Source organism: Isoptericola sp. NPDC055063 (assembly GCF_053608125.1).
The window spans coordinates 34,215-58,659 of the sequence record NZ_JBSGUW010000021.1 but is presented as its reverse complement, the minus strand read 5'-3'; the positions used below and the strand labels follow the sequence as shown (position 1 = coordinate 58,659).

22 protein-coding genes are annotated in these 24,445 nt (G+C 75.3%); 9 read left to right on the top strand and 13 right to left on the bottom strand.

The annotated features are described in order from the left end of the window. Positions 1-2: 2 nt before the first annotated feature. The 3 genes from ACWF41_RS20605 to ACWF41_RS20595 form a co-directional block, all read right to left on the bottom strand. A complete protein-coding gene (locus ACWF41_RS20605) occupies positions 3-983 on the bottom strand; it encodes an ABC transporter permease (protein ID WP_380324972.1) in 981 nt (326 codons plus the stop codon). A 96-nt stretch (positions 984-1,079) separates the two neighbouring features. Further along, entirely contained in the window at positions 1,080-2,744 is a 1,665-nt protein-coding gene (locus ACWF41_RS20600; protein ID WP_380324974.1) for an ABC transporter substrate-binding protein, read from the bottom strand. A 145-nt stretch (positions 2,745-2,889) separates the two neighbouring features. Further along, a complete protein-coding gene (locus ACWF41_RS20595; RefSeq protein ID WP_380324976.1) occupies positions 2,890-4,029 on the bottom strand; it encodes a LacI family DNA-binding transcriptional regulator in 1,140 nt (379 codons plus the stop codon). Between the two features lie 264 nt (positions 4,030-4,293). On the opposite strand from ACWF41_RS20595, the gene ACWF41_RS20590 reads away from it, so the two are divergent. Continuing rightward, on the top strand, positions 4,294-5,079 hold the full coding sequence (locus tag ACWF41_RS20590) for a hypothetical protein (RefSeq protein ID WP_380324979.1): 786 nt from the start codon (positions 4,294-4,296) through the stop codon (positions 5,077-5,079). Between the two features lie 86 nt (positions 5,080-5,165). Here ACWF41_RS20590 and hemL read toward each other — a convergent pair whose 3' ends face one another. From hemL to hemE, 6 genes are all read right to left on the bottom strand, one after another. Beyond that, on the bottom strand, positions 5,166-6,515 hold the full coding sequence (gene hemL, locus ACWF41_RS20585; protein WP_380325306.1) for a glutamate-1-semialdehyde 2,1-aminomutase: 1,350 nt from the start codon (positions 6,513-6,515) through the stop codon (positions 5,166-5,168). Beyond that, positions 6,503-7,453, bottom strand: coding sequence for a porphobilinogen synthase (gene hemB / locus ACWF41_RS20580; RefSeq protein ID WP_380325309.1), 951 nt, complete (start codon positions 7,451-7,453; stop codon positions 6,503-6,505). Before hemB ends, hemL begins: the two co-directional genes overlap by 13 nt. A 62-nt stretch (positions 7,454-7,515) precedes the next feature. Continuing rightward, positions 7,516-8,376 carry a uroporphyrinogen-III synthase gene (locus ACWF41_RS20575; protein WP_380325303.1) on the bottom strand — a complete coding sequence of 287 codons (861 nt, stop codon included), beginning with the start codon at positions 8,374-8,376 and terminating at the stop codon, positions 7,516-7,518. Beyond that, on the bottom strand, positions 8,373-9,443 hold the full coding sequence (gene hemC, locus ACWF41_RS20570; RefSeq protein ID WP_380325300.1) for a hydroxymethylbilane synthase: 1,071 nt from the start codon (positions 9,441-9,443) through the stop codon (positions 8,373-8,375). Before hemC ends, ACWF41_RS20575 begins: the two co-directional genes overlap by 4 nt. A gap of 224 nt (positions 9,444-9,667) precedes the next feature. Next, positions 9,668-11,179 carry a protoporphyrinogen/coproporphyrinogen oxidase gene (locus tag ACWF41_RS20565; protein WP_380325297.1) on the bottom strand — a complete coding sequence of 504 codons (1,512 nt, stop codon included), beginning with the start codon at positions 11,177-11,179 and terminating at the stop codon, positions 9,668-9,670. After that, positions 11,176-12,330: a uroporphyrinogen decarboxylase gene (gene hemE, locus ACWF41_RS20560; protein ID WP_380325294.1), complete on the bottom strand. Its 1,155-nt coding sequence runs from the start codon at positions 12,328-12,330 to the stop codon at positions 11,176-11,178. Before hemE ends, ACWF41_RS20565 begins: the two co-directional genes overlap by 4 nt. Before the next feature lie 49 nt (positions 12,331-12,379). On the opposite strand from hemE, the gene ACWF41_RS20555 reads away from it, so the two are divergent. The 3 genes from ACWF41_RS20555 to ACWF41_RS20545 all read left to right on the top strand — a co-directional run bounded on the left by ACWF41_RS20555 (position 12,380) and on the right by ACWF41_RS20545 (position 15,398). Further along, entirely contained in the window at positions 12,380-13,786 is a 1,407-nt protein-coding gene (locus tag ACWF41_RS20555; protein WP_380325291.1) for a glutamyl-tRNA reductase, read from the top strand. A 197-nt stretch (positions 13,787-13,983) separates the two neighbouring features. Further along, on the top strand, positions 13,984-14,358 hold the full coding sequence (locus tag ACWF41_RS20550) for an SHOCT domain-containing protein (protein ID WP_380325288.1): 375 nt from the start codon (positions 13,984-13,986) through the stop codon (positions 14,356-14,358). Between the two features lie 92 nt (positions 14,359-14,450). Continuing rightward, positions 14,451-15,398 (top strand): Ppx/GppA phosphatase family protein, encoded by a 948-nt coding sequence (locus tag ACWF41_RS20545; RefSeq protein WP_380318969.1) that lies wholly within the window; start codon positions 14,451-14,453, stop codon positions 15,396-15,398. Positions 15,399-15,426: 28 nt separating this feature from the next. Here the strand turns inward: ACWF41_RS20545 and ACWF41_RS20540 are convergent, their stop codons facing one another. The 4 genes from ACWF41_RS20540 to ACWF41_RS20525 form a co-directional block, all read right to left on the bottom strand. Beyond that, a complete protein-coding gene (locus ACWF41_RS20540; RefSeq protein WP_380318966.1) occupies positions 15,427-15,717 on the bottom strand; it encodes a DUF6510 family protein in 291 nt (96 codons plus the stop codon). Then, the gene (locus ACWF41_RS20535) at positions 15,717-16,439 is read right to left on the bottom strand and encodes an FAD-binding oxidoreductase (RefSeq protein WP_380318963.1); all 723 of its coding nucleotides are present in this window, start codon (positions 16,437-16,439) and stop codon (positions 15,717-15,719) included. The genes ACWF41_RS20540 and ACWF41_RS20535 overlap by 1 nt, the downstream gene beginning before the upstream one ends. After that, on the bottom strand, positions 16,436-17,029 hold the full coding sequence (locus tag ACWF41_RS20530) for a sulfite oxidase-like oxidoreductase (protein WP_380318960.1): 594 nt from the start codon (positions 17,027-17,029) through the stop codon (positions 16,436-16,438). The genes ACWF41_RS20535 and ACWF41_RS20530 overlap by 4 nt, the downstream gene beginning before the upstream one ends. Positions 17,030-17,151: 122 nt before the next feature. Then, positions 17,152-18,513 carry a CoA transferase gene (locus tag ACWF41_RS20525; protein ID WP_380318957.1) on the bottom strand — a complete coding sequence of 454 codons (1,362 nt, stop codon included), beginning with the start codon at positions 18,511-18,513 and terminating at the stop codon, positions 17,152-17,154. A 210-nt stretch (positions 18,514-18,723) separates the two neighbouring features. On the opposite strand from ACWF41_RS20525, the gene ACWF41_RS20520 reads away from it, so the two are divergent. From ACWF41_RS20520 to ACWF41_RS20500, 5 genes are all read left to right on the top strand, one after another. Beyond that, positions 18,724-19,557 carry a DUF5926 family protein gene (locus ACWF41_RS20520; RefSeq protein WP_380318954.1) on the top strand — a complete coding sequence of 278 codons (834 nt, stop codon included), beginning with the start codon at positions 18,724-18,726 and terminating at the stop codon, positions 19,555-19,557. A 253-nt stretch (positions 19,558-19,810) separates the two neighbouring features. Then, entirely contained in the window at positions 19,811-20,737 is a 927-nt protein-coding gene (locus ACWF41_RS20515) for a glycosyltransferase family 2 protein (protein WP_380318951.1), read from the top strand. A 136-nt stretch (positions 20,738-20,873) separates the two neighbouring features. Further along, on the top strand, positions 20,874-22,037 hold the full coding sequence (locus ACWF41_RS20510; protein WP_380318948.1) for an ROK family protein: 1,164 nt from the start codon (positions 20,874-20,876) through the stop codon (positions 22,035-22,037). Continuing rightward, positions 22,034-23,023, top strand: a complete 990-nt coding sequence (locus tag ACWF41_RS20505; RefSeq protein WP_380318945.1) for a ChbG/HpnK family deacetylase — start codon at positions 22,034-22,036, stop codon at positions 23,021-23,023. Before ACWF41_RS20510 ends, ACWF41_RS20505 begins: the two co-directional genes overlap by 4 nt. Further along, positions 23,020-24,426, top strand: a complete 1,407-nt coding sequence (locus ACWF41_RS20500; RefSeq protein WP_380318942.1) for an MFS transporter — start codon at positions 23,020-23,022, stop codon at positions 24,424-24,426. Before ACWF41_RS20505 ends, ACWF41_RS20500 begins: the two co-directional genes overlap by 4 nt. Positions 24,427-24,445: the final 19 nt, after the last annotated feature.

The following is a 24,445-nucleotide window of genomic DNA, read 5'->3' as shown; positions in this document are numbered from 1 at the left end:
GGTCACCGCCTCGTTCGGGGGTCGAGGACGCCGTAGAGGATCTCCACCAGGAAGTTCGCGAGCAGTACGCTCACGGTGATCATGAGGAAGAGCGCCTGCATCAGCGGGAAGTCCTGGTTGGTGACGGCGTTGAACAGCAGGTAGCCGACGCCCGGGTACGCGAACACCTGCTCGACGAGCAGGGAGCCGCCGACGACGCCGCCGAGCGCCATGCCGAACCCGGTGAGGTTGGGCAGGATCGCGTTGCGGGCGGCGTAGCGGATCGCGACCGTGCGGCCGCGCAGGCCGTTCGCCTCGGCGAAGGTCACGTAGTCGTCGCCGAGGGTGTTGATCATCGTGTTGCGCATGCCGAGGATCCAGCCGCCGAGCGACGTGATGAGGATCGTGGCCGCGGGCAGGGCGGCGTGGTAGAGCACGTCGCCGAGGAACTCCCACGACAGGTTCGGCACCGCGGTGGCGGAGTAGGCGCCCGAGGTGGGGAACCAGCCGAGCACGTAGCCGAGGAAGAAGACGATGAGCAGCGCGGTCCAGAAGTAGGGGAACGCGGAGAGGAAGCTGCCGCCCACCGTGGGTAGCGAGTCCATCCAGGTGCCGCGCTTCCACGCGGCGCCGATGCCGATGAGCGTGCCGAGCACGAAGGCGACGATCGTCACCGCGCCCACCATGATGAGCGTCCACGGCAGGGCGCTCGCGACGAGCTCGGAGACCTGCTGCGGGAAGAAGGTGTACGACACCCCGAAGTCGAGGTGGATGACGTTGTTCAGGTACTGGACGTACTGGTCCCAGATGCTGCCGCCGGGGACGCCCAGCTGGGCCTCGATCGCCGCCTGCACCGACGGCGTCACGGGGCCGTTCTGGGCGAGCTTGGCGATGGCCGCGTCGGCGGGCGAGCCGGGCATGAGGCGCGGGATGACGAAGTTCAGCGTCACCGCCGCCCACAGCGTGAGGACCAGCAGGCCGAGCTTGCGGAGCGCGTAGCGCAACGGTGCCTCCGGGTCGGTGGTCGGTCGGTCGGGTGGGGTCGTGCGGGGGCGCCGCCCGGCGCGCCCCGTGATGGGGCGGCGCTGGGCGGCGGCGGGTCAGCCCTGGGCGGGCTTGAGGTGCGTGAGGATCAGCAGCGGGGTCGAGTCCCACGTCTTCGGGGAGGCGTAGGGGTCGTCCGCGCTGGGCCAGCCGGTGAAGTTCTTGTTCGAGAACAGGCCCCACGAGCCGCCGTAGAAGAGCGCGACCATCGGCAGCTCCTCGTAGGCGATGTTCTCGAGCTGGTGGGTGATCTTGAGCTGCTTCGCCTCGTCGGTGGTGACCTTCAGCTCGGCGAGGAGCTGGTCGGCCTCCTTCGACTCGAACCGGCCGAAGTTGCCGGCCGCCGTCTCGCCGACGGGGAGGCGGAACTCGGAGCCCATGAGGCCGTTGTAGTCCTGGAACGGCTGGCCGGAGCCGCCGACGGTGCCCATGATCATGTCGAAGTCGCCCGAGCGGAGCTCCTTCTGGTAGGCCGCGGGCTGCGGCTGCACGACGGTGACGTCGATGCCGATCGCGCTGAGCTGGCTCTTGACCTGCTCCACGCCCTGCAGCCAGTCGGACCAGCCGTTGGGGGTGGTGATGTTGATCTTGAGCTGCTTGCCGGACTTGTCGACGAGCTGCTTGCCCTTCTGGGTGTAGCCGGCCTTCTCGAACGAGGCGAGCGCCGCGTCGGTGTCCTGCTCGATGTAGCCCTGGTTGGGGATCGTCGAGTCGAGGACGGACTCCTGGTTGGGGAGCATGAGGCCGGTCTGGCTGGCCATGTCGACGTAGCCCTGCTCGGCCTTGTCGGCGATGACCTGCTTGTCGAGGGCCAGGGCGACGCCCTTGCGGAAGTTGACGTCGTCGTACGGCGCCTTCGTCATGTTCGGGATCAGCGAGATCGCCGCGCCGGCCGGGAACCAGTAGGTGTTGTTCTCGGGGTCGGCCTTGACCCAGGTGTCCTCGACGTCGCTCATGAACGCGTAGGCCCAGTCGTAGCCGTTGTTGACGATGTCCAGCTCGGAGTTGGCGGCGGGCTGCACGAGCTCGTCCACCGCGACCTTGTCGGCCTGCCAGTACGTCGGGTTCTTCTTCAGCGTGTACTGGTTCGGCGTGAACTGGCCGAGGGTGTACGGGCCGGACCCGACGGGCTCCTCGTTGGTCCAGGTGACCGGGTCCTTGACGTCCTTCCAGATGTGCTCGGGGACGATGAGCTGCTGCGAGATGATCTGCGCGGCGGGCACGTCCTCGGCCTGCAGGTGCGCGACGACCTTGGAGCCGTCGACCTCGACGGACTTCAGGTGCGACCAGACGCCCTTGAGGTCCATCTCGGGGTGCTTCTTGACGAGGTCGAAGGAGTACTTCACGTCCTCGGCGGTGAGGGGCTGGCCGTCCGACCACTTCACGCCGTCGCGCATGGTGAAGACGACGGTCTTGGCGTCGGGCTGCTCGTAGCCCGTGGCCAGCCAGGGGGTCTCCTCGCCGCTCATCTCGTTGATGACGACCAGCGGCTCGTACATGTACGTCGTCGTGTTGCGCTTGCCGGACGAGTACGGGTTGAAGTTCCGGTCGAACGTGGGCGAGCCGTTGTCGGCCGCGATGAGCATCGACGTCGCGCCGCCCGCGGCGCCGTCGTCGTCGCCCTTGTTCTGCACCGGTGCCGAGCAGGCCGCCGTGGCCAGCACCGCGACGGTGGCCGCGATGGCGGCCAGACGCCGCCCCGAGCGCGCTGTACGCGTCATGGACTTTTACTCCTCTTCGTCGAGGCCTCTCCTGCGAGGGCCCGTGCGCGCCTGGTCGGCGCGCGCCGTCCTTGGGAGTGTATGCGCATACATTTAGCGGCGCCAAACCGCCGGACAAACCCCGAGGCCAGACGCCCGGACGCCCTCAGTGGCAGCCGCAGCTCTCGCGCAGCAGCACCCGCACGGGGAGGTTCACCGTGGCCGCCGCCGAGGTCGGGTCGGCCAGCCGGGAGCGCAGCAGCTCCACGGCCGCGCGCCCCAGCTCCACCATCGGCTGGCTCACCGTCGTGAGCCGGGGGATGGAGGCCTGCGTCGCGTCGATGCCGTCGAAGCCCGTGAGGACCACGTCGCCCGGCACGTCCACGCCCGCCTCGGTGAGGACGTCGAGGAAGCCCAGCGCCGTCTGGTCGTTGGAGCACACCAGCGCGCGGGGGAGCGAGGTGCCCGTGCCGCCACGCGCCCCGCCGCCGCGCCCGGTGACGTGGGTCTCGAGCATCCGCCGCGCCAGCGTGCGCGCGCCGTCGCGGGTGAAGTCGCTGCGCGCCGCCGGCTCGTCGGGCACCGGCAGCCCGGCCGCCCCGAGGGCGTCGCGGAACCCCTGGAACCGCTCGTGCGCGTCGGGGGAGTCGAACGGGCCGCCGACGAACGCGAGGTCGCGGATGCCGTGCTCGGCGATCAGATGGTCCACCAGGGCGCGCGTGCCCGCCCGGTTGTCGACGGAGATGTGGTCGTAGGCGTCCTCCTGCGGCGGCCCCGCCATCACGACCACCGGGACGCGGCGGGCGATGTGCGCCAGGAGGTCGTCGGGCACCGACTTCGAGAGCACCGCGAGCCCGTCCACGCGGCCGGCGAGCTCGTTCACCGCCTCCGCCCGGCGCAGGCCGCGGGCCACGCCGATCATCACCGCGTGCCCGGTGCGCCACGCCTCCAGCTCGGCGCCGCGCATCACCTCGCCGAGGTACAGGTTGCTCCAGCGGGCCGCGGCCGGGCCGCCGACGTCGCGGACCACCTCGACCGCCTCGCCCACCCGGACCGGGTCGGGCAGGTCGGCGATCTCGTCGATGCCGTCGACGTCCGGGAAGCACAGGCCCAGCACGCCCGTCGAGCGCGCGGCGAGCCCGCGCGCCGCGCCCGACGGGACGTAGCCGAGCTCGTTGATCGCCTCGTGCACCACCGTGCGGGTGCTCTCGCGGACGTCGTCGGGGCGCCGCAGCACCCGCGAGACCGTCGCGATCGAGACCCCTGCGCGCTGGGCGACGTCGTACACCGTGGGGGCCTTCGCCACCGGAACTCCTTGACCGCTCACATCGCCCGCACGGCCGTGCGAGCGGTCCCACGATAGTGATTGCGCATACATTTCCGCATCGCGGCAGGTCAGCCCTCCGGGTGTGTTCCACCGCGGCGGCGTGAGAGCTTCGGCCGCACGGTCGGAGCGTTCCGTGGGCGCGGCGTGAAGACCGCCCACGACCGCCCGAACCGCCGTCGCGCGCCACGTACGCTCCTGGCGGCCCGCAGGCGGGCCGCCACGCGAGAGCAGGGGAAAGTCCACATGAAGCGCAAGATCGTCGCGTCGCTCGTCGGCGCGGTCGTGGCCGTCGGCGCCGTCGCCGGGCCGGCCGCGGCCGGTACCGGGTCGACCACCGACACCGACTACGACGGCCGGTCGGTCAAGATGACCGTCACCACGCCCACGTACGTGACGATCAACCGCGCGGGGTACACGAAGATCCCGGTGACGGCGAAGCTGGCGTTCTCCGGGCCGGGGACGTTCACCGGGTGGTGGGCGAGCGGCAGCGCGACGGCGGAGTCCATCAACGGTCCGTGGCAGTGGTCGGACTCGGAGTTCACGAACACCGTCTCGACGACGAAGAAGACGACGATCACGTTCCGGAAGTACGACCACCTCGTGCCGCAGAGGCTGGCGGTCGGGGCGGACCTCGCTCCGGAGTACGGCGAGGCGTGGCTCTACCCGGAGAAGGACCACCTGACCACCGTCTACCTGCGCAACAAGCGCGCGGTGGGGGGCACCAACGCCTACCGCGCCAAGGGCTCCCGCGCGTACGTCCAGGTGCGCGGCACGGTCAAGGAGAACGTCTGGAAGAACTCGTACACCGACTCGGGCACCTGGAAGGGCAAGAAGGGCGTGCGCGTCGCGGTCCGCTTCAACCCGACCGGCCCGGCCGGGTGGCGCACCGTCAAGCACGTGACGACCGGCACGGGCGGCAAGGTCGTCACGCGGGTGAAGAGCTCGAAGGCCGGCACCTACCAGATCGTCGTGCCGGCGACGACGAAGACCACCGCCGCGAGCGGTAAGGACGGCGTCGCCCGCCGCTGACGCCCGTTCCCTTCGAGCAAGCGATCCGTCGCGCCATCACCCCGGATGGCGCGACGGATCTCGCTTGCTCGAAGGGGGCTCTCCGGTCAGGCGGTCGCCGCGGCGGCGGCCTTCGCGCCGGCGGGCAAGGCCTCGAGGATGCGGTTCACGGCGTCGTCGTCGTGCGCGGCCGAGACGAACCACGCCTCGAAGACCGACGGCGGCAGGTTCACGCCGGCGTCGAGCAGCGCGTGGAACAGCGCCCGGTGGCGGAAGACCTCCTGGGCCTGCGCCTGCGCGTAGTCGCGCACGCCGTGCTCCGCGGCGAACGGGCCGAAGAAGACGGAGAACAGCGAGCCCGCGCGCTGCACGCGGTGGGCCACGCCCTCGGCGGACAGGGCGTCCCCGAGCGCGGTGGCCAGGGTGTCGGCGACGGCGTCGACCCGCGCGTAGACGGCCTCGTCGGCCAGGCGCAGCGTGGCGAGGCCCGCCGCGACGGCCACCGGGTTCCCGGACAGGGTGCCCGCCTGGTAGACGGGGCCGGTGGGCGCGAGCTGGTCCATGATCGCCGCGGGCCCTCCCAGGCCGGCCACGGGCATCCCGCCTCCCACGACCTTGCCGAACGTCAGCAGGTCGGGCGCGTACCCCTCGCCGCCGCCGGCGCGGATCGCGGCGTTCTCCAGGCCCCACCAGCCCGACGGGCCGACGCGGAAACCGGTGAGCACCTCGTCCATGACGAACAGGGCGCCGTGCGCGCGCGTGATGCGGCGCAGGCCCTCGTTGAAGCCCTCCGCGGGCGGCACCACGCCCATGTTCGCGGGGCTCGCCTCGGTGATGACCGCGGCGATCCGGGAGCCGTGCTGCGCGAACGCGGCCTCCACGGCGGCCAGGTCGTTGTACGGCAGCACCAGCGTCTCGGCGGCCGACGCCTCCGTCACGCCCGCCGTGCCCGGCATGGCGAGCGTCGCGACGCCCGACCCGGCCTCCGCCAGCAGCGCGTCGACGTGGCCGTGGTAGCAGCCGGCGAACTTCACGACCAGCGGCCGCCCGGTGACGCCGCGCGCGAGCCGGATCGCCGTCATCGTCGCCTCGGTGCCCGTGGACACCAGCCGCACGCGCTCCGCGACGGGCACGCGACGGCGGATCTCCTCCGCGAGCTCCACCTCGGCCACGGTGGGGGCGCCGAACGACAGGCCCCGCGCGGCGGCGTCCTGCACGGCCGCGACGACCTCGGGGTGCGCGTGGCCCAGCAGGGCCGGGCCCCACGAGCACACGAGGTCCACGTACTCGCGCCCCGCGACGTCGGTGACGTACGGGCCGCGGGCGCTCGCGAGGAACCGCGGGTCGCCGCCCACCGAGCCGTACGCGCGCACGGGGGAGTTCACGCCCCCGGGGATCGCGGCCTGGGCGCGCAGGAACGCGGTGTGGTTGTCGAGGTGCTCGGTCACTTGATCCACTCCGCGATCTCGTTGGCCCAGTAGGTGAGGACGATGTCGGCGCCGGCGCGCTTGATGGCGGTCACCGACTCGAGCACGGCGCCCTTCCGGTCGATCCAGCCGTGCGCGGCAGCCGCCTCGATCATGGCGTACTCGCCGCTGACCTGGTACGCCGCGACCGGCACGTCGGACCGGTCCGCGACGCCCCGCAGCACGTCGAGGGACGTGCCGGCGGGCTTCACCATGACGATGTCGGCGCCCTCGGCGAGGTCGAGGTCGGCCTCGCGAAGCCCTTCGCGGGAGTTGGCGGCGTCCATCTGGTAGGTGCGCCGGTCGCCCTGGAGCGCGCTGTCGACGGCCTCGCGGAACGGGCCGTAGAACGCGCTGGCGTACTTGGCGCTGTAGGCGAGGACGGAGACGTCGGTGAAGCCCGCGTCGTCGAGCGCGTCGCGCAGGACGGCGACCTGGCCGTCCATCATCCCCGACGGCGCCACGACCTCGGCGCCCGCGCGGGCCTGCGCGACGGCCATCGCGGCGTAGCGGTCGAGGGTCGCGTCGTTGTCGACCGCGCCGTCCGCGGTGAGCACGCCGCAGTGGCCGTGGTCGGTGAACTCGTCGAGGCACGTGTCGGCCATGACGACCGGCCCCGGCCGGCCCGTCGCCGCCTCGACCTCGGCGACGGCCTCGCGCGCGATCCGGATGCCGCGCTGCAGGATGCCGTCCGGGTCGTCGCCCGCGGAGCCGGTGGCGTCACGCACGGCGGGGATGCCGAACAGCATCACGCCGCCCAGGCCCGCGCGGGCGGCCTCGGCCACGGCGTCGCGCAGGGTGCCCTCGGTGTGCTGCACCTGGCCCGGCATCGAGGTGATCGGGGCGGGCGCGTCGAGACCCTCCTTGACGAACAGCGGCAGCACGAGGTCCGCCGGGTGCAGGCGGGTCTCGGCGGCCAGCCGTCGCATGCGCGGCGTGGTGCGCATGCGGCGCGGCCGGTACACGATGCCGGACGTGGTGCCCGAGGTGCTCACGGGTGCTCCTTCGTGGGGGTGGGGGCGCCCGCCGTCGGGTCGGCGGCGGGCGCGGTGGTGCCGGGGGAGTGCAGGTCCGGGTCGACGGCCGGGTCGAAGGCGGCGGCGACGGCCGCCGCGAGCGCGTCGTCGGTCGGGTGGGTGGCGACGGCCGCCACGTGCAGCCCCGCGTCGCGCGCGGCGTCGGCGGAGGGGCCGCCGATGGCGACGACGGCGGTGGCCGTCCCCGCCTGGGCGGCGATCTCGCGCGCCACCGAGCCGGACGACACGACCACCAGGTCGAAGCCCCCGGCGCGGGCGCGGTCCGCGACGTCGGCGGGCAGCGCGTGGTGCACCGTGCGGTAGGCGGTCACGACGTGCGGCGCCCAGCCGCGGACGGCCAGGCCGTCGTCCAGGGTGGGCCGGGCGAGGTCGCCGAGCGGCAGCAGCACGGCGCGCGGCTCGTCGTCGGTGGCCTCCGGGTCGGGGAACGCCGCGACCAGCCCGGCGGCGGTGGCGTCGGCCTCCGGCACGAGGTCGGTCGTGACGCCCGCGGCGGCGAGGGCACGGGTGGTCGCGGGCCCGACGGCGGCCCAGCGGACCGGCGCACCGGCGAGGTTCGCGCCGGTGCGGGCGGCCGCGTCCACGAGGGCGTCGACGGCGTTGACGCTGGTCACGACGGCCCAGGCGAAGGCGCCGCCGGCGAGGCCGCGGACGGCGTCGTCGAGGGGGCCGAGGTCGGCCGCGGGCGCGCGCTCGATGACGGGGGCGACCACGACGTCGTGCCCGGCCGCCCGTAGCAGCGCCGCGAGCGATGCCCCGCGCTCGGTCGTGCGCGCCACGAGGACGGCGCGCCCCGTGGTGCGCTCGCCGGTCACGAACCCTCCGGGTCGTCCGTGCCGGTGGGGGCGTGGAGCGGCTCGACGTCCTGTCGCGGCGCGACGTGGTCCGCCTCGCCGGTGCGCGGCATTCCCGTGCCGCCCACGAGCGGCGCGAGCCGTTCGGCACCGTCGGCCAGCAGGGACTCCGCCACCCGGACGCCGAGCGCCGTCGCGGCCTCGTCCTGCGCGACGGCGTCGCCCCCGAGCGGCGCGGACGCGGCGTGGGTGAGCTGCTCGGTGCCGTCGACGCGCGCCACGACGGCGGTGAGCTGCAGCTCGCCCGCCTCGACCCGGGCGTGCGCGCCGACCGGCGCGGCGCAGCCGGCCTCCAGCCGCGCGAGCACCGCGCGCTCGGCGAGCACGGCGAGCCGGGTGGGGCGGTGGTCGAGCGCGGCGAACGCCTCGCCCAGCGCGGACCCCGCCAGGTCCGCGGTGCGTGCCTCGACGGCGAGCGCGCCCTGCCCGGGGGCGGGTGCGACGACGGCGGGGTCGAGCAGGTGCGTCACGACCTCCGTGCGGCCCAGGCGCGACAGCCCGGCGTGCGCGAGGACGACGGCGTCGAGGTCGGCGTCGGGGCCGAGGGCGCGCGCGAGCCGCGTCTCCACGTTGCCGCGGATGTCGACCAGCTCGACGTCGGGGCGTGCGGCCTTCACCTGTGCGGCCCGGCGCGGCGACCCGGTGCCCACGCGGGCGCCGCGCGGCAGCGTGTCGAGGGTCAGCCCGTCGCGGGCGCACAGGGCGTCGCGCGGGTCCTCGCGCTCGGGGGTGACGATCGTGAGGTCGGCGGGCTGCGCCGTGGGCAGGTCCTTGAGCGAGTGCACGGCGACGTCGCAGCGCCCGTCGAGCAGGGCCTCCCGCAGCGCGGTGACGAAGACGCCGGTGCCGCCCAGCGAGGCGAGCGAGCCGGTCTTCACGTCGCCCTCGGTGCGGATCCGGACCAGCTCGACCGGCCGGCCCAGCAGCTCCTCCAGCCGGCGCGCGACCATGCCGGACTGCGTCGTGGCGAGGGCGCTGCCGCGGGTGCCGAGGCGCAGCGGGGCAGGGGCTGTCTCGGGGGTGCTCACCCGTCCAGTGTCGCGCAGCGGTGCGGCCTGTGGACAACTTCCGGCCGGACGGGCGACCGATCTCACACGGTGCGCCCGTCGTCCTGACGTCCGGTCGTGACAGCGCGTCACCACCATCGCCGAGGTAGTTCGAGAATCGCCGAGGTAGTTCCAGACCCCGCGAGGTAGTCCACTACCTCGTCAGGTCTCGAACTACCTCGTCAGGTCTCGAACTACCTCGCGGGTCAGAGGGCGGCGACGGCGGCCTGCGCGTGCGCGACGATCGCCGCGAGGCCGGTGCCGGCCACCCACCCCCCGGTGACGGCCAGCCCCGGCGTGTGCCCGACGGCGGCGGTGAACGCCGCGACGTCGGCGCGGTAGGCGGGGGTGGGCGGCGGCAGGGAGCCGTCCCACCGCTGCAGCAGGTGGTCGCGGACCCGGCCGGTGAGGTCGACGCCGAGCAGCGCGGACGCGTCGCGGGCGGCCTCGTCGGCGGTGGGCGGCACCGTCGGGGTGCCGATGCGGCCGTACGACAGGCGCACCACGTGCACGCCCGGCCCGACGGCGGCGCGCACGCGGTCGGCGAGCCACGGCCACTTCGCGGTGGCGTGGGTGAGCGCCTTCGCCCGCACCCCGGAGCCGGCGCCCTCGTCGTCCGGCGCCACGAGCATCCCGGAGCCGCGGGGCGCGTCGTCGAGCTCGGGGGCGTCGAGCAGGAGGGTCGCGAGCCAGATGTCGGCGCCGTCCTCGGGGGTGGGCACGACGACGCCGACCGGCGCGGTCACCGGGTCGTTCTCGAGCGGCGCGACCCACGGCGCGAGCAGCGGGGCGACGCGCGGCGTCGTCACGACCAGCCGCGGGGCGCGCACGGTGCCGCCGGCGGACGTCGTGACCTGCCACTGGGTGCCGAGACGCTCGACGGCCACCACCCGCTGCGCCACGCGGACGGCGGCGTGGATGGGGCCGGTCGCGTCGGTGCGCGGGGAGTCGGCGAACTCCTCGGCGCTGGCGGCGATCTCGCCGGTCAGGGCCTCGACGAGGGCGTGGATGCCGCCGTCGATGCCGCGGACGGCGGACCCGGCGGGCGCGGCGGACCGCAGCTCGCCGACGGCGCGCGACAGCGACCCGGTGCGGGCGAAGGCGTCGAGCAGCCCGGGCGCGACGGTGGCCACGTCGAGCCGGTCGAGCGGCGCGGAGTGCACGCCGGTCGCCACCGGGGCCACGAGGCGGTCGGCCACGCGCCGCCCGAGACGGGAGCGCACCAGCGTCCCGAGGTCCGTGGTGTCGGCGACGAACCGCGGCAGCACCCGGTCGAGGCTCGCCCGCAGCACGCCGGGCCAGCCGATCGCACGCCGCACGTCGGGGGCCCACGGCGTCGACGGGATACCGAGCACGCCCGCCTTCGGCAGGGGGAACGCGTGGCCGGCGGAGTAGCCCCACGCGGACAGGGGGGCCGGGCTCACGACGTCCAGCCCGAGCTCGTCGGCCAGATCCGTGACGGCGGTGCCGCGGGCGGCGAACGACTCCGCACCCAGGTCGAGGCGCACGGGCACCGACCCGAACGCGCCGCCGCGCACGGGGCCGCCGACGCGGTCCGACGCCTCGAGCACCACGACCTGCAGCCCGCGCCGCACCAGCGTGCGCGCGGCGACGAGCCCGCCGATCCCGCCGCCCACGACCACGGCGTCGACGTGCTCCGCGGCCCGCGCGGGCGGGGTCGCGGCGTCGGGGGAGCCGAGCGGCGGGAGCGGCGTCACAGCGAGTGGACCAGCTCGACGACGCGGGTCAGCACGGTCGGGTCGGTGTCCGGCGGCACGCCGTGGCCGAGGTTGACCACGTGGCCGGGCGCGGTCGCGCCGCGTGCGACGACGTCGCGCACGTGCGCCTCGAGCACCGGCCACGGGGCGGCGAGCAGCGCGGGGTCGATGTTGCCCTGCACGGGCACGGCGCCGCGGGGGTGGTCGGCGAGCAGGGCGGCGGCCTCGTCGATCGGGGTGCGGTAGTCGACACCGACGGCGGGGTGGGTGACGCCCGCCGCGTCGAGCACGTCGCGCAGCGCGGGCAGCAGGTGCCCGGTGCCGGTGCCGAAGTGGATGGCGGCCAGGCCGTCGTCGCTGCCGGGGAGGCGCAGGTCGGAGACGTGCGACAGCGCGGCCGTCGACGAGGGCGCGACGTGCGCCGTGTAGTCGGCGAGCGCGAGCGAGCCGGCCCAGGAGTCGAAGAGCTGGACGGCGGACGCGCCGGCGAGCACCTGCGTCCGCAGGAACCGGCCGGTGAGCTCCGCGGTCCACGCGGTGAGCCGCGCCCAGGTCTCGGGGTCCGCGTGCATGAGGGTGCGCGCGGCGAGGTGGTCGCGCGACGGGCGCCCCTCCACCAGGTAGGCGGCGAGCGTGAACGGCGCGCCGCCGAAGCCGAGCAGCGGCACGTCGCCGAGCTCGGCCACGGTGAGGCGCACGGCCTCGGCGATCGGGGCGAGGGCGCCGTCGTCGAGGGTGCGCGAGGTGAGGCGGGCGACGTCCTCGGCCGTGCGGTACGGCTGGTCCATCACGGGCCCGACGCCGGGCTTGATGTCCACGTCGACGCCCGCCAGCCGCAGCGGCACGACGATGTCGCTGAAGAAGACGGCCGCGTCCACGTGGTGGCGCCGCACGGGCTGGAGGGTGATTTCCGCGGCGAGCGGTGGCCGGAGGCAGGAGTCGAGCATCCCTACCCCCTGACGGACCTCGCGGTACTCGGGCAGGGACCTGCCGGCCTGCCGCATGAACCACACGGGGGTCACGTCCGGACGATCGCCCCGCAGGGCACGCACCAGCGGGGCGTGCGTCGTCCGGCCGTCGACCAGCGGGTGGTCGGCGGGCAGCAGGGTGGGCTCGCGCCCCGGCTCGGAGGCGATCGTGGGGGATGTCACGGTCCATGATTCTGCCCCGGTTGTTCGGCCCTCTTAAAGTGGAGCCACTGTGGTACTCCTCTCCCTCACCGCCTCGCACCGCGAGCTGGACCTGGACGCGCTCGAGCGGCTGTCCACCGGTTCCGGCTCCGTCGGGCGAGTCGCCGTGGGTTCCTGCGGGCCCGTCCAGGGCGCCGTGGTGATCTCCACGTGCAACCGTTTCGAGCTCTACCTGGACGTCGACGCGCCGGTGCACGGCGACGCCGTGCGGCACACGACGAAGCACGTCGCGGCCCTGGTGGCGGCGGGTTCCGGCGTGACCGAGGAGGTCGCGGCGGACTCGTTCACGGTCCGCACCGGGCCCGAGGTCACCTCGCACCTGTTCGCGGTCGCCGCCGGGCTGGACTCGATGGTCGTGGGGGAGCGGGAGATCGCCGGTCAGGTGAAGCGCGCCCTCGCCGAGGCCCGCGAGGACGGCACCACGTCCAAGACCCTCGAGCTGCTGTTCCAGACGGCGTCGCGCACGTCGAAGCGCGTCGGCACGCGGACGGAGCTCGGCGCCGCCGGGCGGTCCGTCGTGTCGCTCGGTCTGGACCTCGCAGGCCGGGACCTCCTGCGCGGCCGGGGCGAGCACGACGGCTCGTGGCGGGGCGTGCGGACGGTGCTCATCGGCACGGGCTCGTACGCGGGGGCGTCGGTGGCGGCCCTGCGCGCCCGCGGCTGCGACGACGTGCGGGTGTACTCGCGCTCCGGCCGCGCCGAGGTCTTCGCGGAGGGCCACGACGTCGAGGCGGCGCCGGACCTGATCGAGGCGCTCGCCGACGCCGACCTCGTGGTGTCGTGCTCGGGTGCCCGCGGACGCGGTCCCGCCGGCGGGGTCGCGGACGGGCGGGCCGAGGCCTCCCTGGAGTACGTGCTCGACGCCGCCGCCGTGGTGCGCTCGCGCGAGCGGGCCGCGGCCGCCGCGGGAGACGAGCCCGAGCCGCGGCCCCTCGTGGTCCTCGACCTGGCGCTGCACCGCGACGTCGACCCGCGGGTCGCGGACGTCGAGGGCGTGCTGCTGTACGACCTGGGCACGCTCAAGGCGCACGCCCCGGCCACGGCCGCGGACGTCGTCGACCGCGCCCGGCGGATCGTGGACGACGCGGCCGAGGGCTTCGAGGAGACCCGCCTGGGCCGCGCCGCGGACGCCGCCGTCGTGGCGCTGTTCGACGCGGCCGAGGTCGAGGTCCGGCGTGAGGTCGACGCGGCGGTCGACCGCCTGACGACGGAGCTCGCGGCCCGCGGCGAGACCCCCGACGAGGCCGACGTCGACGCCATCGCGCGCGACGTCCGCAAACGCGCGCACGCCGCCCTGCACGGCGAGATCGTGGCGGTGCGCGCCGACGCGCTGGCGCGGGCGCGGGCCGAGGAGGCCGCCGTCGTGTCCGGGGCCGAGGAGCTCGTCTCCGACGCGGAGCGCGGGGCCCGCCGCTGAGCGGTCGCTGACCGGGACCCGAGCAGGGTCCGGCCTGTCGCGATCGTCCGGCAGAGCCCGGTTCGGCGGGGGAGTCCTGGATCACCCTGTTTCAGCGCGCGCGTCCGGCATGTCAGCACTAGCGTTCCGAGCGCGGGCCACCGGTCCGCCACAAGCCGGCCGTCGACGGCTGGGTCCGCCTCGAAAGGACGCACGAGATGAACACGTTCTGGGACTTCTTCTGGTACCTCGTCTGGATCTTCCTCTTCATCGCCTACCTGATGGTGCTGTTCCAGATCCTCACCGACCTGTTCCGCGACCGGGAGCTCAACGGCTGGTGGAAGGCCCTGTGGGTGGTCCTCCTGATCTTCATCCCGCTGCTCACGGCCCTCGTATACCTCATCGCCCGCGGCCGGGGGATGTCGGAGCGGCAGATCGCGGCGGTGAAGGAGGCCAAGGCCGGTACCGACGCGTACATCCGCGACGTGGCGGGGGCGCCGGCGGACCACATCGCCTCGGCCAAGAAGCTGCTGGACGAGGGCACGATCACGCCCGAGGAGTTCGAGCGCCTCAAGGCGAAGGCCCTCTCCTGACGGTAGCCGCCTGACCAGCGCACGACGACGCCCGGCCCCGCACCCCGCGGGGCCGGGCGTCGTCGTCCCCGCGCGTCGCTACGCTCGGCAGCATGACCTCGGCGACGGCCCGGGCGCCGCGGCTCGGCGTGATCGACATCGGCTCCAACACGGTGCATCTGCTCGTCATGGACGCCCGGTACGGCGTGCGGCCGGCGCCGCACGCGTCGCGCAAGATCGCCGTGCGGCTGATGCGCTACCTCGACGACGAGGGCGCGGTGACGCCGGAGGGCCGCACCGCGCTCCTCGCGGCGGTCGACGACGTCATGGCCGTCGCGCGTGAGTCCGCCGTCGAGGAGCTGATGCCGATGGCCACCTCGGCCCTCCGCGACGCGGCGAACGGCGCCGAGGTGCTGGCCGCGATCTCCGCGCGGGTGGGACGCGACGTCGTCGTCCTGTCGGGGGAGGACGAGGCACGCCTGACGTTCCTCGCCGCCCGCCGCTGGCACGGGTGGGCCGCCGGTCGGCTGCTGGTGCTCGACATCGGGGGCGGCTCCCTGGAGATCGCGACCGGCGTGGACGAGGAGCCGGACCTCGCCGCGTCCGTCCCGCTCGGCGCCGGCCGCACGACGCGCGAGTTCCTGCGGCACGACCCGCCGTCCGCCGACGAGGTGCAGGCCTTGCGCGAGCACGCCCGCGCGCTGCTGGCGCCCGTCGTCGAGCGGCTCGCGGCCGTGGCTGCCCCGGATCACGTCGTGGCGACGTCGAAGACCTTCCGCTCCCTGGCGCGTCTCGCCGGGATGCAGGTGGAGGCCGTCGGCCCGGACGACCGCTGGCGGATGCGCCTGGCGCAGCTCGCCGACTGGGTGCCGCGCCTGGCCCGCATCCCCGCCGACGGGCGCACCGCCCTGCCGGGCGTCACCACCGACCGCACGTACCAGATCGTCGGCGGCGGGGTCGTGGCGGAGGAGACCATGCGCGCGCTCGGCGTCGACGAGGTCGAGATCTGCCCGTGGGCCCTGCGCGAGGGCGCCGTGCTCCAGCGCCTCGACCGGATGTAGGGGGCGCCGAGCCGTCGATCCGGGGCGGTCAGGGGCGCGGCGGCGCCTGCACCCACGCGGCGCCGGGGGACGACACGCGCGCGCCGTCGGGCCGGTCCACGACGACGAGCAGGACGGCGGCGCAGGTCGCGCAGCGCACGACGCCGCCCATGGCGGACAGGTGCACGGTGGTGCGGGCGAGGACGTCGGTGTGCCCGCAGTGCGCGCAGCGCACGACCGCGAGGGTGGCGTCGAAGGAGTAGACCTCGCTGAGCAGCCCGGCCAGGGCCGAGCCGTCGAGGACGGGCCTGTCGGGGGTGGTCGGGGCGGTGGACGTCATCAGGCACCTCCGAAGCGTTCGGTGCGGACCCGGGCGGACGGGTGTCCGAGGCCGGTGAGCAGCTCGGCCGCGGCCTCGACGAAGCGGGTGGGGCCGCAGACGAAGACGTTCGTGCCGTCGTCGGGGCCGAACCCGGGGGCAGAGAGGTCGTCCGGCGTGAGGCGCGCCGGGGGCGTGGGCCAGCCGGGCGGCACCTCGCGCGTGTAGACCCACCGCACGTCGAGGCCCGGGTCGGGGGAGTCGATCTCGTCGCGCCCGATGGCGCCCGCCGGCCCGCGCACGGAGCAGACGAGCCGGAACGGGGCCCGGCGCCCCGACAGGCGACGGGCGCGCAGCATCGCCAGGAACGGCACGACGCCGGAGCCGCCGGCCACCAGCAGCACGGGGGCGGGGTCGTCGTCGTGCCACACGAAGTACCCGCCCAGCGGGCCGCGGACCTCGACCTGGTCGCCGGGGCGCGCGTCGTGGGTCAGGTAGGGCGACACCTCCCCGTCCGGCACCTCGTCCACGACGAGGTCGACCCGCTCGTCCACGCCCGCCGTCGCGAGCGAGTAGGCGCGGGTGGCCTGGTAGCCGTCCGGCGCGGTGAGGCGCACGTCGACGTGCTGGCCGGGCAGCGTGCCGCCGAACCCCGGCACGGCGAGCGTGAGCTCCCGCGCCGTGTCGGTGAGCGGCCGGGCGCCGACGACGGTCGCCACGTGCCACCCGGTCTGCCAGGTCACGAGTACCGCTGCTCGAGCCAGGGGTCGCCGTACGCGTGGTACCCGTTCTGCTCCCAGAAGCCGAGGTCCTCGGCGTCCATCAGCTCCAGGCCGCGCAGCCACTTGGCGCTCTTCCAGAAGTACAGGTGCGGCACCAGCAGCCGCGCCGGCCCGCCGTGCACCGGCTCCAGCGGCTCGCCCTCGAACTCGAACGCGACCCACGCCTGCCCGTCGAGCAGGTCCTGGAGCGGCAGGTTGGTCGTGTAGCCGCCGTAGGAGTGCGCCATGACGAACTCCGCGCTCGTCTCGACGTCGGCCAGCAGGGTGTCCAGCGAGACGCCGCGCCATGACGTGCCGAGCTTGGTCCAGTGCGTGACGCAGTGGATGTCGGTCTCGATCTCCTCGGCCGGCAGCGCCATCAGGGCGTCCCAGGTCCAGGTACGGCCCTCGCCCGTCTCCGTGCGGACGGTGAGCTCCCAGTGCGCCTCGTCGACGTGCGGCGTCGGGCCGGCGGACAGCACCGGGAAGTCGTCGGTGACGAACTGGCCCGGCGGGATCTGGTGCTCCGGCTCGGGGCGCCGGCCCCCGAAGCCCCGCGTGACGACGCCCATCGGGCCTCCCTCTCGCCGTGGTCGGGCCTGCCGGCCCTGGATTCCTCACCCGGGTCGCTCGAACCCTGCGTCCGATGAGACCAGAGGCGCGGGCCCCTCGCACCTGCCGGGCGGGGGAAGTGTCAGCGCGGCGACCAGGCGGCGTGGTCCGTGCCCCACGGGCGCGCGGGCGCCGGGTGGTCGTCGACGCCGGGCAGCGCGGGGCGCGCGGTGGTGACGCGCGGCCGGTGGCCGTGACTCACGACCGACCCAGGCCCGGGCACCCCGGCCGGCGGGTGGCCGGGGTCGCGGCCGTCGGCGTCGAGCAGCCAGGTGGCCGTGCGGGCCAGCGCGGTCACGACGTCCCGCCCGCACCCGTCGTGGCCGCGGGCGGCGAGCGCGTCGACGACACCGGCGGCGAGCAGGTACCCGGTGGCATGGTCCAGCGCCTGCGCGGGCAGCGCGCCGGGGGTCGCGCCGTCGGTGGACTCGAGCAGCGCGACGCCCGACGCCGCCTGCACGATGGAGTCGAAGCCGCGGCGGCGGGACCACGGCCCGGCCTCGCCCCACGCGGAGACGCGGCCGACGACGGCGCCCGGCGGCGGGCGCAGCCCGAATCCCTCGAGAGCGCCGGGCCGGTAGCCGGTGACCAGTACGTCCGCGTCGTCCAGCAGCGCCTGGGCGCGCTCGCGGTCGCCCGCGTCGTGCAGGTCGAGCAGGGTGGTGCGCTTGCCCTGCCCGACGTCGAGGTGCTGGTGGCGGATCTCCGCTGGCACCGGCGGGTCCACGCGCAGCACGTCGGCGCCGAGCGCGGCCAGCGCGCGGGTGGCGACGGGCCCGGCGATGACGCGGGTCAGGTCGAGCACCCGCACCCCGGCGAGCGGCGTGTGCCCGCCGGGAAGGAGGACCGGGCGCGCGGCCACGTCGTCGCGCACCGCGACCCGCACGAGCGGGCCCCGCGCCGCGGCCGCCCCGGGCGCCGACGCCCGCCACGCGGCCTCGTCCCGGACGCGCGCGACGATCGCGCCGACCGCCGCGGCATCGTCCTCGAGCCCGGCGGCGGAGACGTCCGCGAGGCGCGCGGCCAGGCCGTCGCGGTCCGTGCCGTCGGGCAGCCCGAGCAGCCGCAGCAGCCGCGCCCGGTGGTGCGGGTAGTTGGCGTGCGTGCGCACCCACCCGTCGCCGGTGGCGAAGAAGCCGGACAGCGGCGCGAACCCGGCGACTGGTCGGCCGTCCAGCCGGAGCAGCCGGTCCGAGCCGAACGACGCCGCCACCCGTGCCGGCGACGGGCCGCGCTCCACCAGCGGCCCCGTCGCCCCCGCTCGGCCGGCGGCCGAGCACAGCGCGGCGACCGACCCGAGCGCCAGGTCGAGCGCGGGCAGCGTCGCCGCGAGCCACGCTCCCCGCGCGCCGTCGAGCGCCGTCGCCCGGTCCCCGCCGTCGTGCGCGAGGCCCGGTGCGACTCCGTCCCGGTAGTCCGCCACGAGGCGGCGCCAGCCCTCCACGGAGTCACCGTACCCACCGCCGTCGAGACAGCTCAGGTGCCCGCGAGGTAGTCCAGATCCCCGCGAGGTAGTTCCGGACCTGCCGAGGTAGTTCAGATCCCCGCGAAGTAGTCCGGATCTCGCCCAGGTAGCTCGGCCCGTTCCCTACCTCGCGGAGTTCCGGACTACCCCGCGGGAGGGCGGGACCGCGGGCCGGATAGGATCGCGGGCATGGCCAAGAGCTCTGCGACCACCCCCGTCCTGCGTCCGTTCGAGGGTCTGCCGGGGGAGGCGGACTGGGTCGCGATGCGCGAGGTGGTGCCGTCCGCCACGGCGACGGCGCGGACGACGCCGGACCACGGCGGCCGCGACATCGTCGTCACGACCGTCCTCCCGGGCGGCTGGTGCGCGCTGCACCGCGAGGACGGCACCGTCCTGCTCGCGCTGCACGGCATGGGCGCCTCCGACGACCTCAGCCGCGACCTGGCCGCCGCGCTGCTCGCGGCCGCCGCGGCGGAGCCCGGCACGGGCGTGCTGCCCGAGGAGCTGCCGGCCCCCGAGGACGGCGACCCGCGGCTGCAGGACGTGCTCGACCTCGACGTCCCGTTCGAGGTGACCGTGCACGACGACTACGACTACTGGCTCGACGCCGGCACCGAGATGACCGACGAGATCCGCGAGTCGCTCGACGAGGCGGCCGAGGCGTCCATCCCGACGGTGAAGCTGTCGTCGGTGCCGGCGGCGTACTGGTGCCGGATGTCGCGGGAGTTCCTGCGGTGGGCGCGCACGGAGGACGAGGACCGCGTCGTGGACGCGATCGCCCGCCTGCACGCGCGCCGCGAGTCGGGCCTCGTCGGCGGCAAGTTCCTCGGCATGTTCCGCGCCTGCGGCCTCGTGGTGCCCGTCTGGGAGCTGCCGCGCGGCACCGAGGCGGCGGAGCTCGAGGAGCCGGTGGCGGAGCTCGCGGCCCGACTCGACGAGGCGCTCGCGGTCACCGAGCCGCTCGACGCGAACGAGCGGCGGGCCCGGGCCGGTATCGTCTCCCGACAGGTGACGCTGCGCTGACGCAGCGCCCCCGCGCGGCCCCCGCCGCGGGCGGGACGACCGGCTCGGCGGCGGCTCCGCACGATCTTCACGGCACGTCCCGGACGACACCCTTTCTTGACCCGAGATCGGGCCTTCCGGGGGAGTACAGTTCTTCGGGAAAAGTTTGCTCTTCTGATCCCCGGTGATTCCCCCAAGGAGCCACCGCACAGCAGCGCCGCGCGGGCGTCGTCCGCACGGCCGACACGGGCAGAGACCCAACAGGCAGGGAGTCGTGAACACGGACCACGGAGCGACCCGCACGGGCGCTGAGGTGTCCACCAGCCAGGACGATGCCGGCGAGCGGAACTCGGTCGACGGCCAGGACGGCGCAGGCGCGTCCGTCACCACCCGCGGGGGTGCGCTGCCCGTCGCCAAGACGCCGCGCCCACCGACGGCGCAGGGGCGCCGCAACCCGCAGCGGGTCGCGGTGATCATCCCCGCCAAGGACGAGTCGGCGCGCATCGCCGCCACCGTGCGGTCGGCCCGCGCGATCCCGCACGTCGACCTCGTGCTCGTGGTCGACGACGGTTCGACGGACGACACGCAGCACGTCGCCCGCGACGCCGGCGCCGTCGTGGTGCGGCACTCGCACAACCGGGGCAAGGCCGCCGCGATGGAGACCGGCGCGGCCGTCGTCGCCATGCGCGACGCCGACGGGCGCGCCCCGCGCCTCCTGCTCTTCGTGGACGGCGACCTGGGCGACACGGCCGTCAACACGGCCCCGCTGGTCGCGCCCGTGCGCGAGGGCGTCGCGGACCTCGCGATCGCCCTGCTGCCGCGGCAGACCGGGGCCGGCGGCCGGGGGATCGTCGTGGGCACGGCGCGGCGCGCCATCCAGCACCTCACCGGGTGGAGCCCCACGCAGCCGCTGTCCGGCATGCGCTGCCTCACCCGCGAGGCGTTCGAGGCGGCGACGCCGCTCGCGCACGGCTGGGGCGTCGAGACGGGCATGACGATCGACCTGCTCCGCCAGGGGTACGTGGCCGTCGAGGTGCCGTGCGACCTCAAGCACCGCGCGTCGTCGAACGACCTCAAGGGGCAGATCCACCGCGCGGGGCAGTATCGCGACGTCGTGCTCGCCGTGAACGCGCGGCGGGTCCGCGGCGCGGTCGACGCCGTCCGCGGGATCGGTCGCTCGCGCGACCACGCGGCGTCCTGAGCGCGTCCCTGATCTGCACCGACGTGCCGTTCGCCCCCCGCAGGGGCGGCGGGGCCTGCGTCGACAACCCCCGGGGGCGTGGCTAGGCTCGCAGCCCGGGCGGGGCTTCCCGTCCCGCACCCCTGACGGAGGCTCGATGCCCACCTCTGACACCGGAACCCCCGACCCGCTGCGCGGGCCCGACGTCCGCGCCGTGCTGGACGCGCTGGCCTCCGGCGAGCCCGCCGGCGAGGGCGCCGTGGTCGAGGCGACGGGCCTGCCCGCCGCGACCGTCGACCGCGCGCTCGCCGCGCTGACCCAGGCCGGGGCCGTCGTCGCCGACGGGGCGCCGGGCGAGGTCCGGGTGGACCCGGACTCGGCCTTCGGGCTCGGCGTCGACGTCGCGCGCGACCGCGTGCGGGTGGCCCTCGTCGACGCGACGGGCACGGTGCGCGCGCGGGCCGAGCGCCGGGACGTGCAGCCCACGCCGGTGGCCCGGGCGCGCGCCGCGGCGGGCCTCGCGAACTCCTGTCGCGAGGACGTGGAGGCGCGGCTCGGGCCGGGCCACCGGGTCGAGGTGGGCCGCGCGGTCGTCGCGTTCCCCGCCGTCGTCGGCGCCGACCACACCACCGTGCTGCACGTGCCCGGGTACGAGAAGGGCGGCACGACGCTGCACGACGCGCTGGCCGACGCTCTCGCCTGTCCGGTCTCGCTCGACAACGACGTGAACCTCGCCGCCGTCGCCGAGCAGCACCTGGGGGCGGGCCGCGGCCGGTCGTCGTTCGTCACGCTCGCGTTCGGGGAGGGCTTCGGCGCGGGCCTCGTGCTCGACGGGCGCCTGCACCGGGGGGCGTCGGGCGTCGCGGGCGAGGTCGCCTTCCTGCCGCAGCCGGGCCACGCGCTGGGCGAGCAGGTGCTGGGCGACGCCGCGGTCGCCGCGCTCGCAAAGGACCACGACCTGCCCGAGGACATCACGGTGCGGGAGCTGATCGACCGCGCGGACGCCGGGGACGGGGTGGCGGACGAGGTCGTGGCGGAGATGGCGCGTCGCGTCGCCGTGGTGGTGGCGTCGCTCGCGATCGTGCTCGACCCGGAGCTCTTCGTCCTCGCGGACCAGGCGGCGCGACCGGCGGTCGCGGACCGGGTCATCGCTTTCCTGCGCGACCGCATCGCCGTGCTGCCGGCCCGGATCGAGGCGTCCCCGCTGGGCGCCGACGGCGCCGTGCTGGGCGCCGGGCACGCGGCCGGCGAGGCCCTGCGCGCCGTGGTCGCGGACCGTGCGGCGGCGGCGTTCGACGGCGACGGCGGGGCGTCCCGGTGACCGCTCCGGGCACGCCGTCCGACACGACCGCGACGTCCGACACGACCGCGCCGTCGGACCTCACCGCGCGCCTGGGGCTGGACCCGGACGCCCGCGCGATCATCCTCAACGCCGACGACCTGGGCATGTGCCGCGCCGCGAACCGCGCGATCATGCCGCTGCTGGCCGCGGGGCACCTGGACTCCTCGACGGTGATGGTGCCGTGCCCGTGGGCGCCGGACGCGCTCGCCACGGCGGCCGCGGACCCGGGCCTCGACGTCGGCGTGCACCTCGTGCTCACCAGCGAGTGGACGCGGTACCGCTGGCGGCCGCTCACGGGCGTCGGCACGTCGCTGGTGGACGACGCGGGGTACTTCCCCGCGGCCGTGGACGCCGTGGAGCGGGGCGCGGCGGACGAGGACGTCGCCGCCGAGCTCGCGGCGCAGCTGGACGCCGCGCTCGCCGCGGGCGTGGACGTGAGCCACCTCGACAACCACATGGGCTCGGTCTACGGGCTCGCGACCGGCCGCTCCTTCCTGCCGCAGGTGCTCGCGCTCGCCGCCGAGCGGGGTCTTCCGTTCCGCCTGCCGCGCTCGCTCGACGGGCTCGAGTCGATGGGCGCGGACCCGGACGCGCCCGGCTCGCAGGCGCTGCTCGACGCCGCCACGGCCGCCGCCGACGCGGCCGGCGTCGTCATCCTCGACCGGCTGTGGACGCACCCGTTCGAGCTCGCCGGGGAGGGCACGCCCGACGCCGAGGACTACGAGACGGTCAAGGCCGGCTTCCTCGACCTGCTGCGGGGCGTGCGTCCCGGCGTGACCGAGATCTTCCTGCACCCGATGCTGGTGGGCGACGAGCTGGTCGACGCCGTCGACTACGCCGCCCCCAAGCGCGGGTACGAGGAGCGGCTGCTGCGCGACCCGGACGTGGCGGCGACCGTCGCGGCGGAGGGGCTCGTGCGGGTGGGTTGGCGCGACCTGCGCGCGGTGCAGCGGGGCGAGCGGTGAGCCGACCCGGGGCCGCGCCCGCCCGCGAGGGCGGGGCGCTCGCCCGGTTGCGCGACCGGCGCCTCGTCGGGGCGCCGAGCCGCGCGCAGGCCGTGGCCTACGGGGCGTCCGCGTTCCCGGCGAACCTCCTGCTGAACACGTTCTCCGCGTTCGTCGTCTTCTTCTACGTCGACCACCTCGGGGTGCCCGCCGGCTGGGTCGCGGCCGCGATGGTGGCGCACGGCATCCTCAACGCAGTGCTCAACCCGCTGGTCGGCGCGGCGTCCGACCGGCACCGCACGCGCTGGGGCCGCCGCGTCCCGTGGATCGTGCTGGGCGTGGTGCCGCTGCTCGTGGCGTTCGCGCTCGTGTGGATGCCGCCGGCGTTCCCGCCCGCGGGGCTGGTCGTGTGGTTCCTCGTGGTCGTCGCGCTGTTCGACGTCGCGTACGTCGCGGTGGTGCTCAACGTGTCCGCGCTGTTCCCCGAGATCTTCCGCACGACGGCGGAGCGGGCGCGGGGCAACAGCCCGCGGCAGCTCTTCGCGCTGGTGGGCATGATCCTCGGCACCGCGGGCGCGCCCCTGCTGTACGACTCGATCGGCTGGGCGTGGATGGGTGTCGCGCTCGCCGTGGTGTGCGCCGGCTTCTTCGCCTGGTCGCTGGCGGGGATGGTGGAGCGGGACGCCGACGACGCGGCCCGGGCCCGTGAGTCCGCGGTCGGGCTGCGCGACCAGCTCCGGTACACGTTCGCCAACCGCGCGTTCGTCACGTACGTGCTCGGGTCGCTGCTGCTGCAGAGCACCACGGCGGTGCTGCTCGCGGGCGTGCCGTTCTACGTGAAGTACACCGTCGGCGGCGTCGAGGCGGACTCCACGCTCATGCTGGCGCCGATCTTCGTGGCCGCGATCCCGGCGATCTGGGGCTGGTCCTGGGTGGTGCGCCGCCTCGGCCCGCGCACGACGATGCTCGCCGTCGTCGCCGTCTACGGGCTCGCGACCTGCCTCTACCTGATCCCCACGACGGTGCCCGGCGCCGCGGCGGCGGGGCTCGCCGTCGGGCTGGGCGTGGCGGGCCTCATGCAGGTGCTGGAGGTGGCGCTCGGGCAGGTGATCGACGACGACGAGCGGCGCACCGGCCTGCGTCGCGAGGGCATGTACTTCGGCGCCAACGGCTTCGTGGTGCGCGGCTCCGTGGTGGTGCAGGCGGTGGTCCTGGCGGGCGTGCTCGCCGCGAGCGGGTACGTCGAGGGCGTGGCGCCGGAGGCGCAGGCCGCGACGGTGTCCACCGGGGTCCGCCTGCTCCTCGGCGGCGTGCCCGTGGCTCTCGCGGCGCTCGCGTTCGTCTGCTTCTGGCTCTACCCCCTCCGCGCCCGGGGCGCCGAACAGGCAGTTGACACCGCTATGGGACGCGAATCGCGCCCATAGCGGTATCAACTGCCTGTTC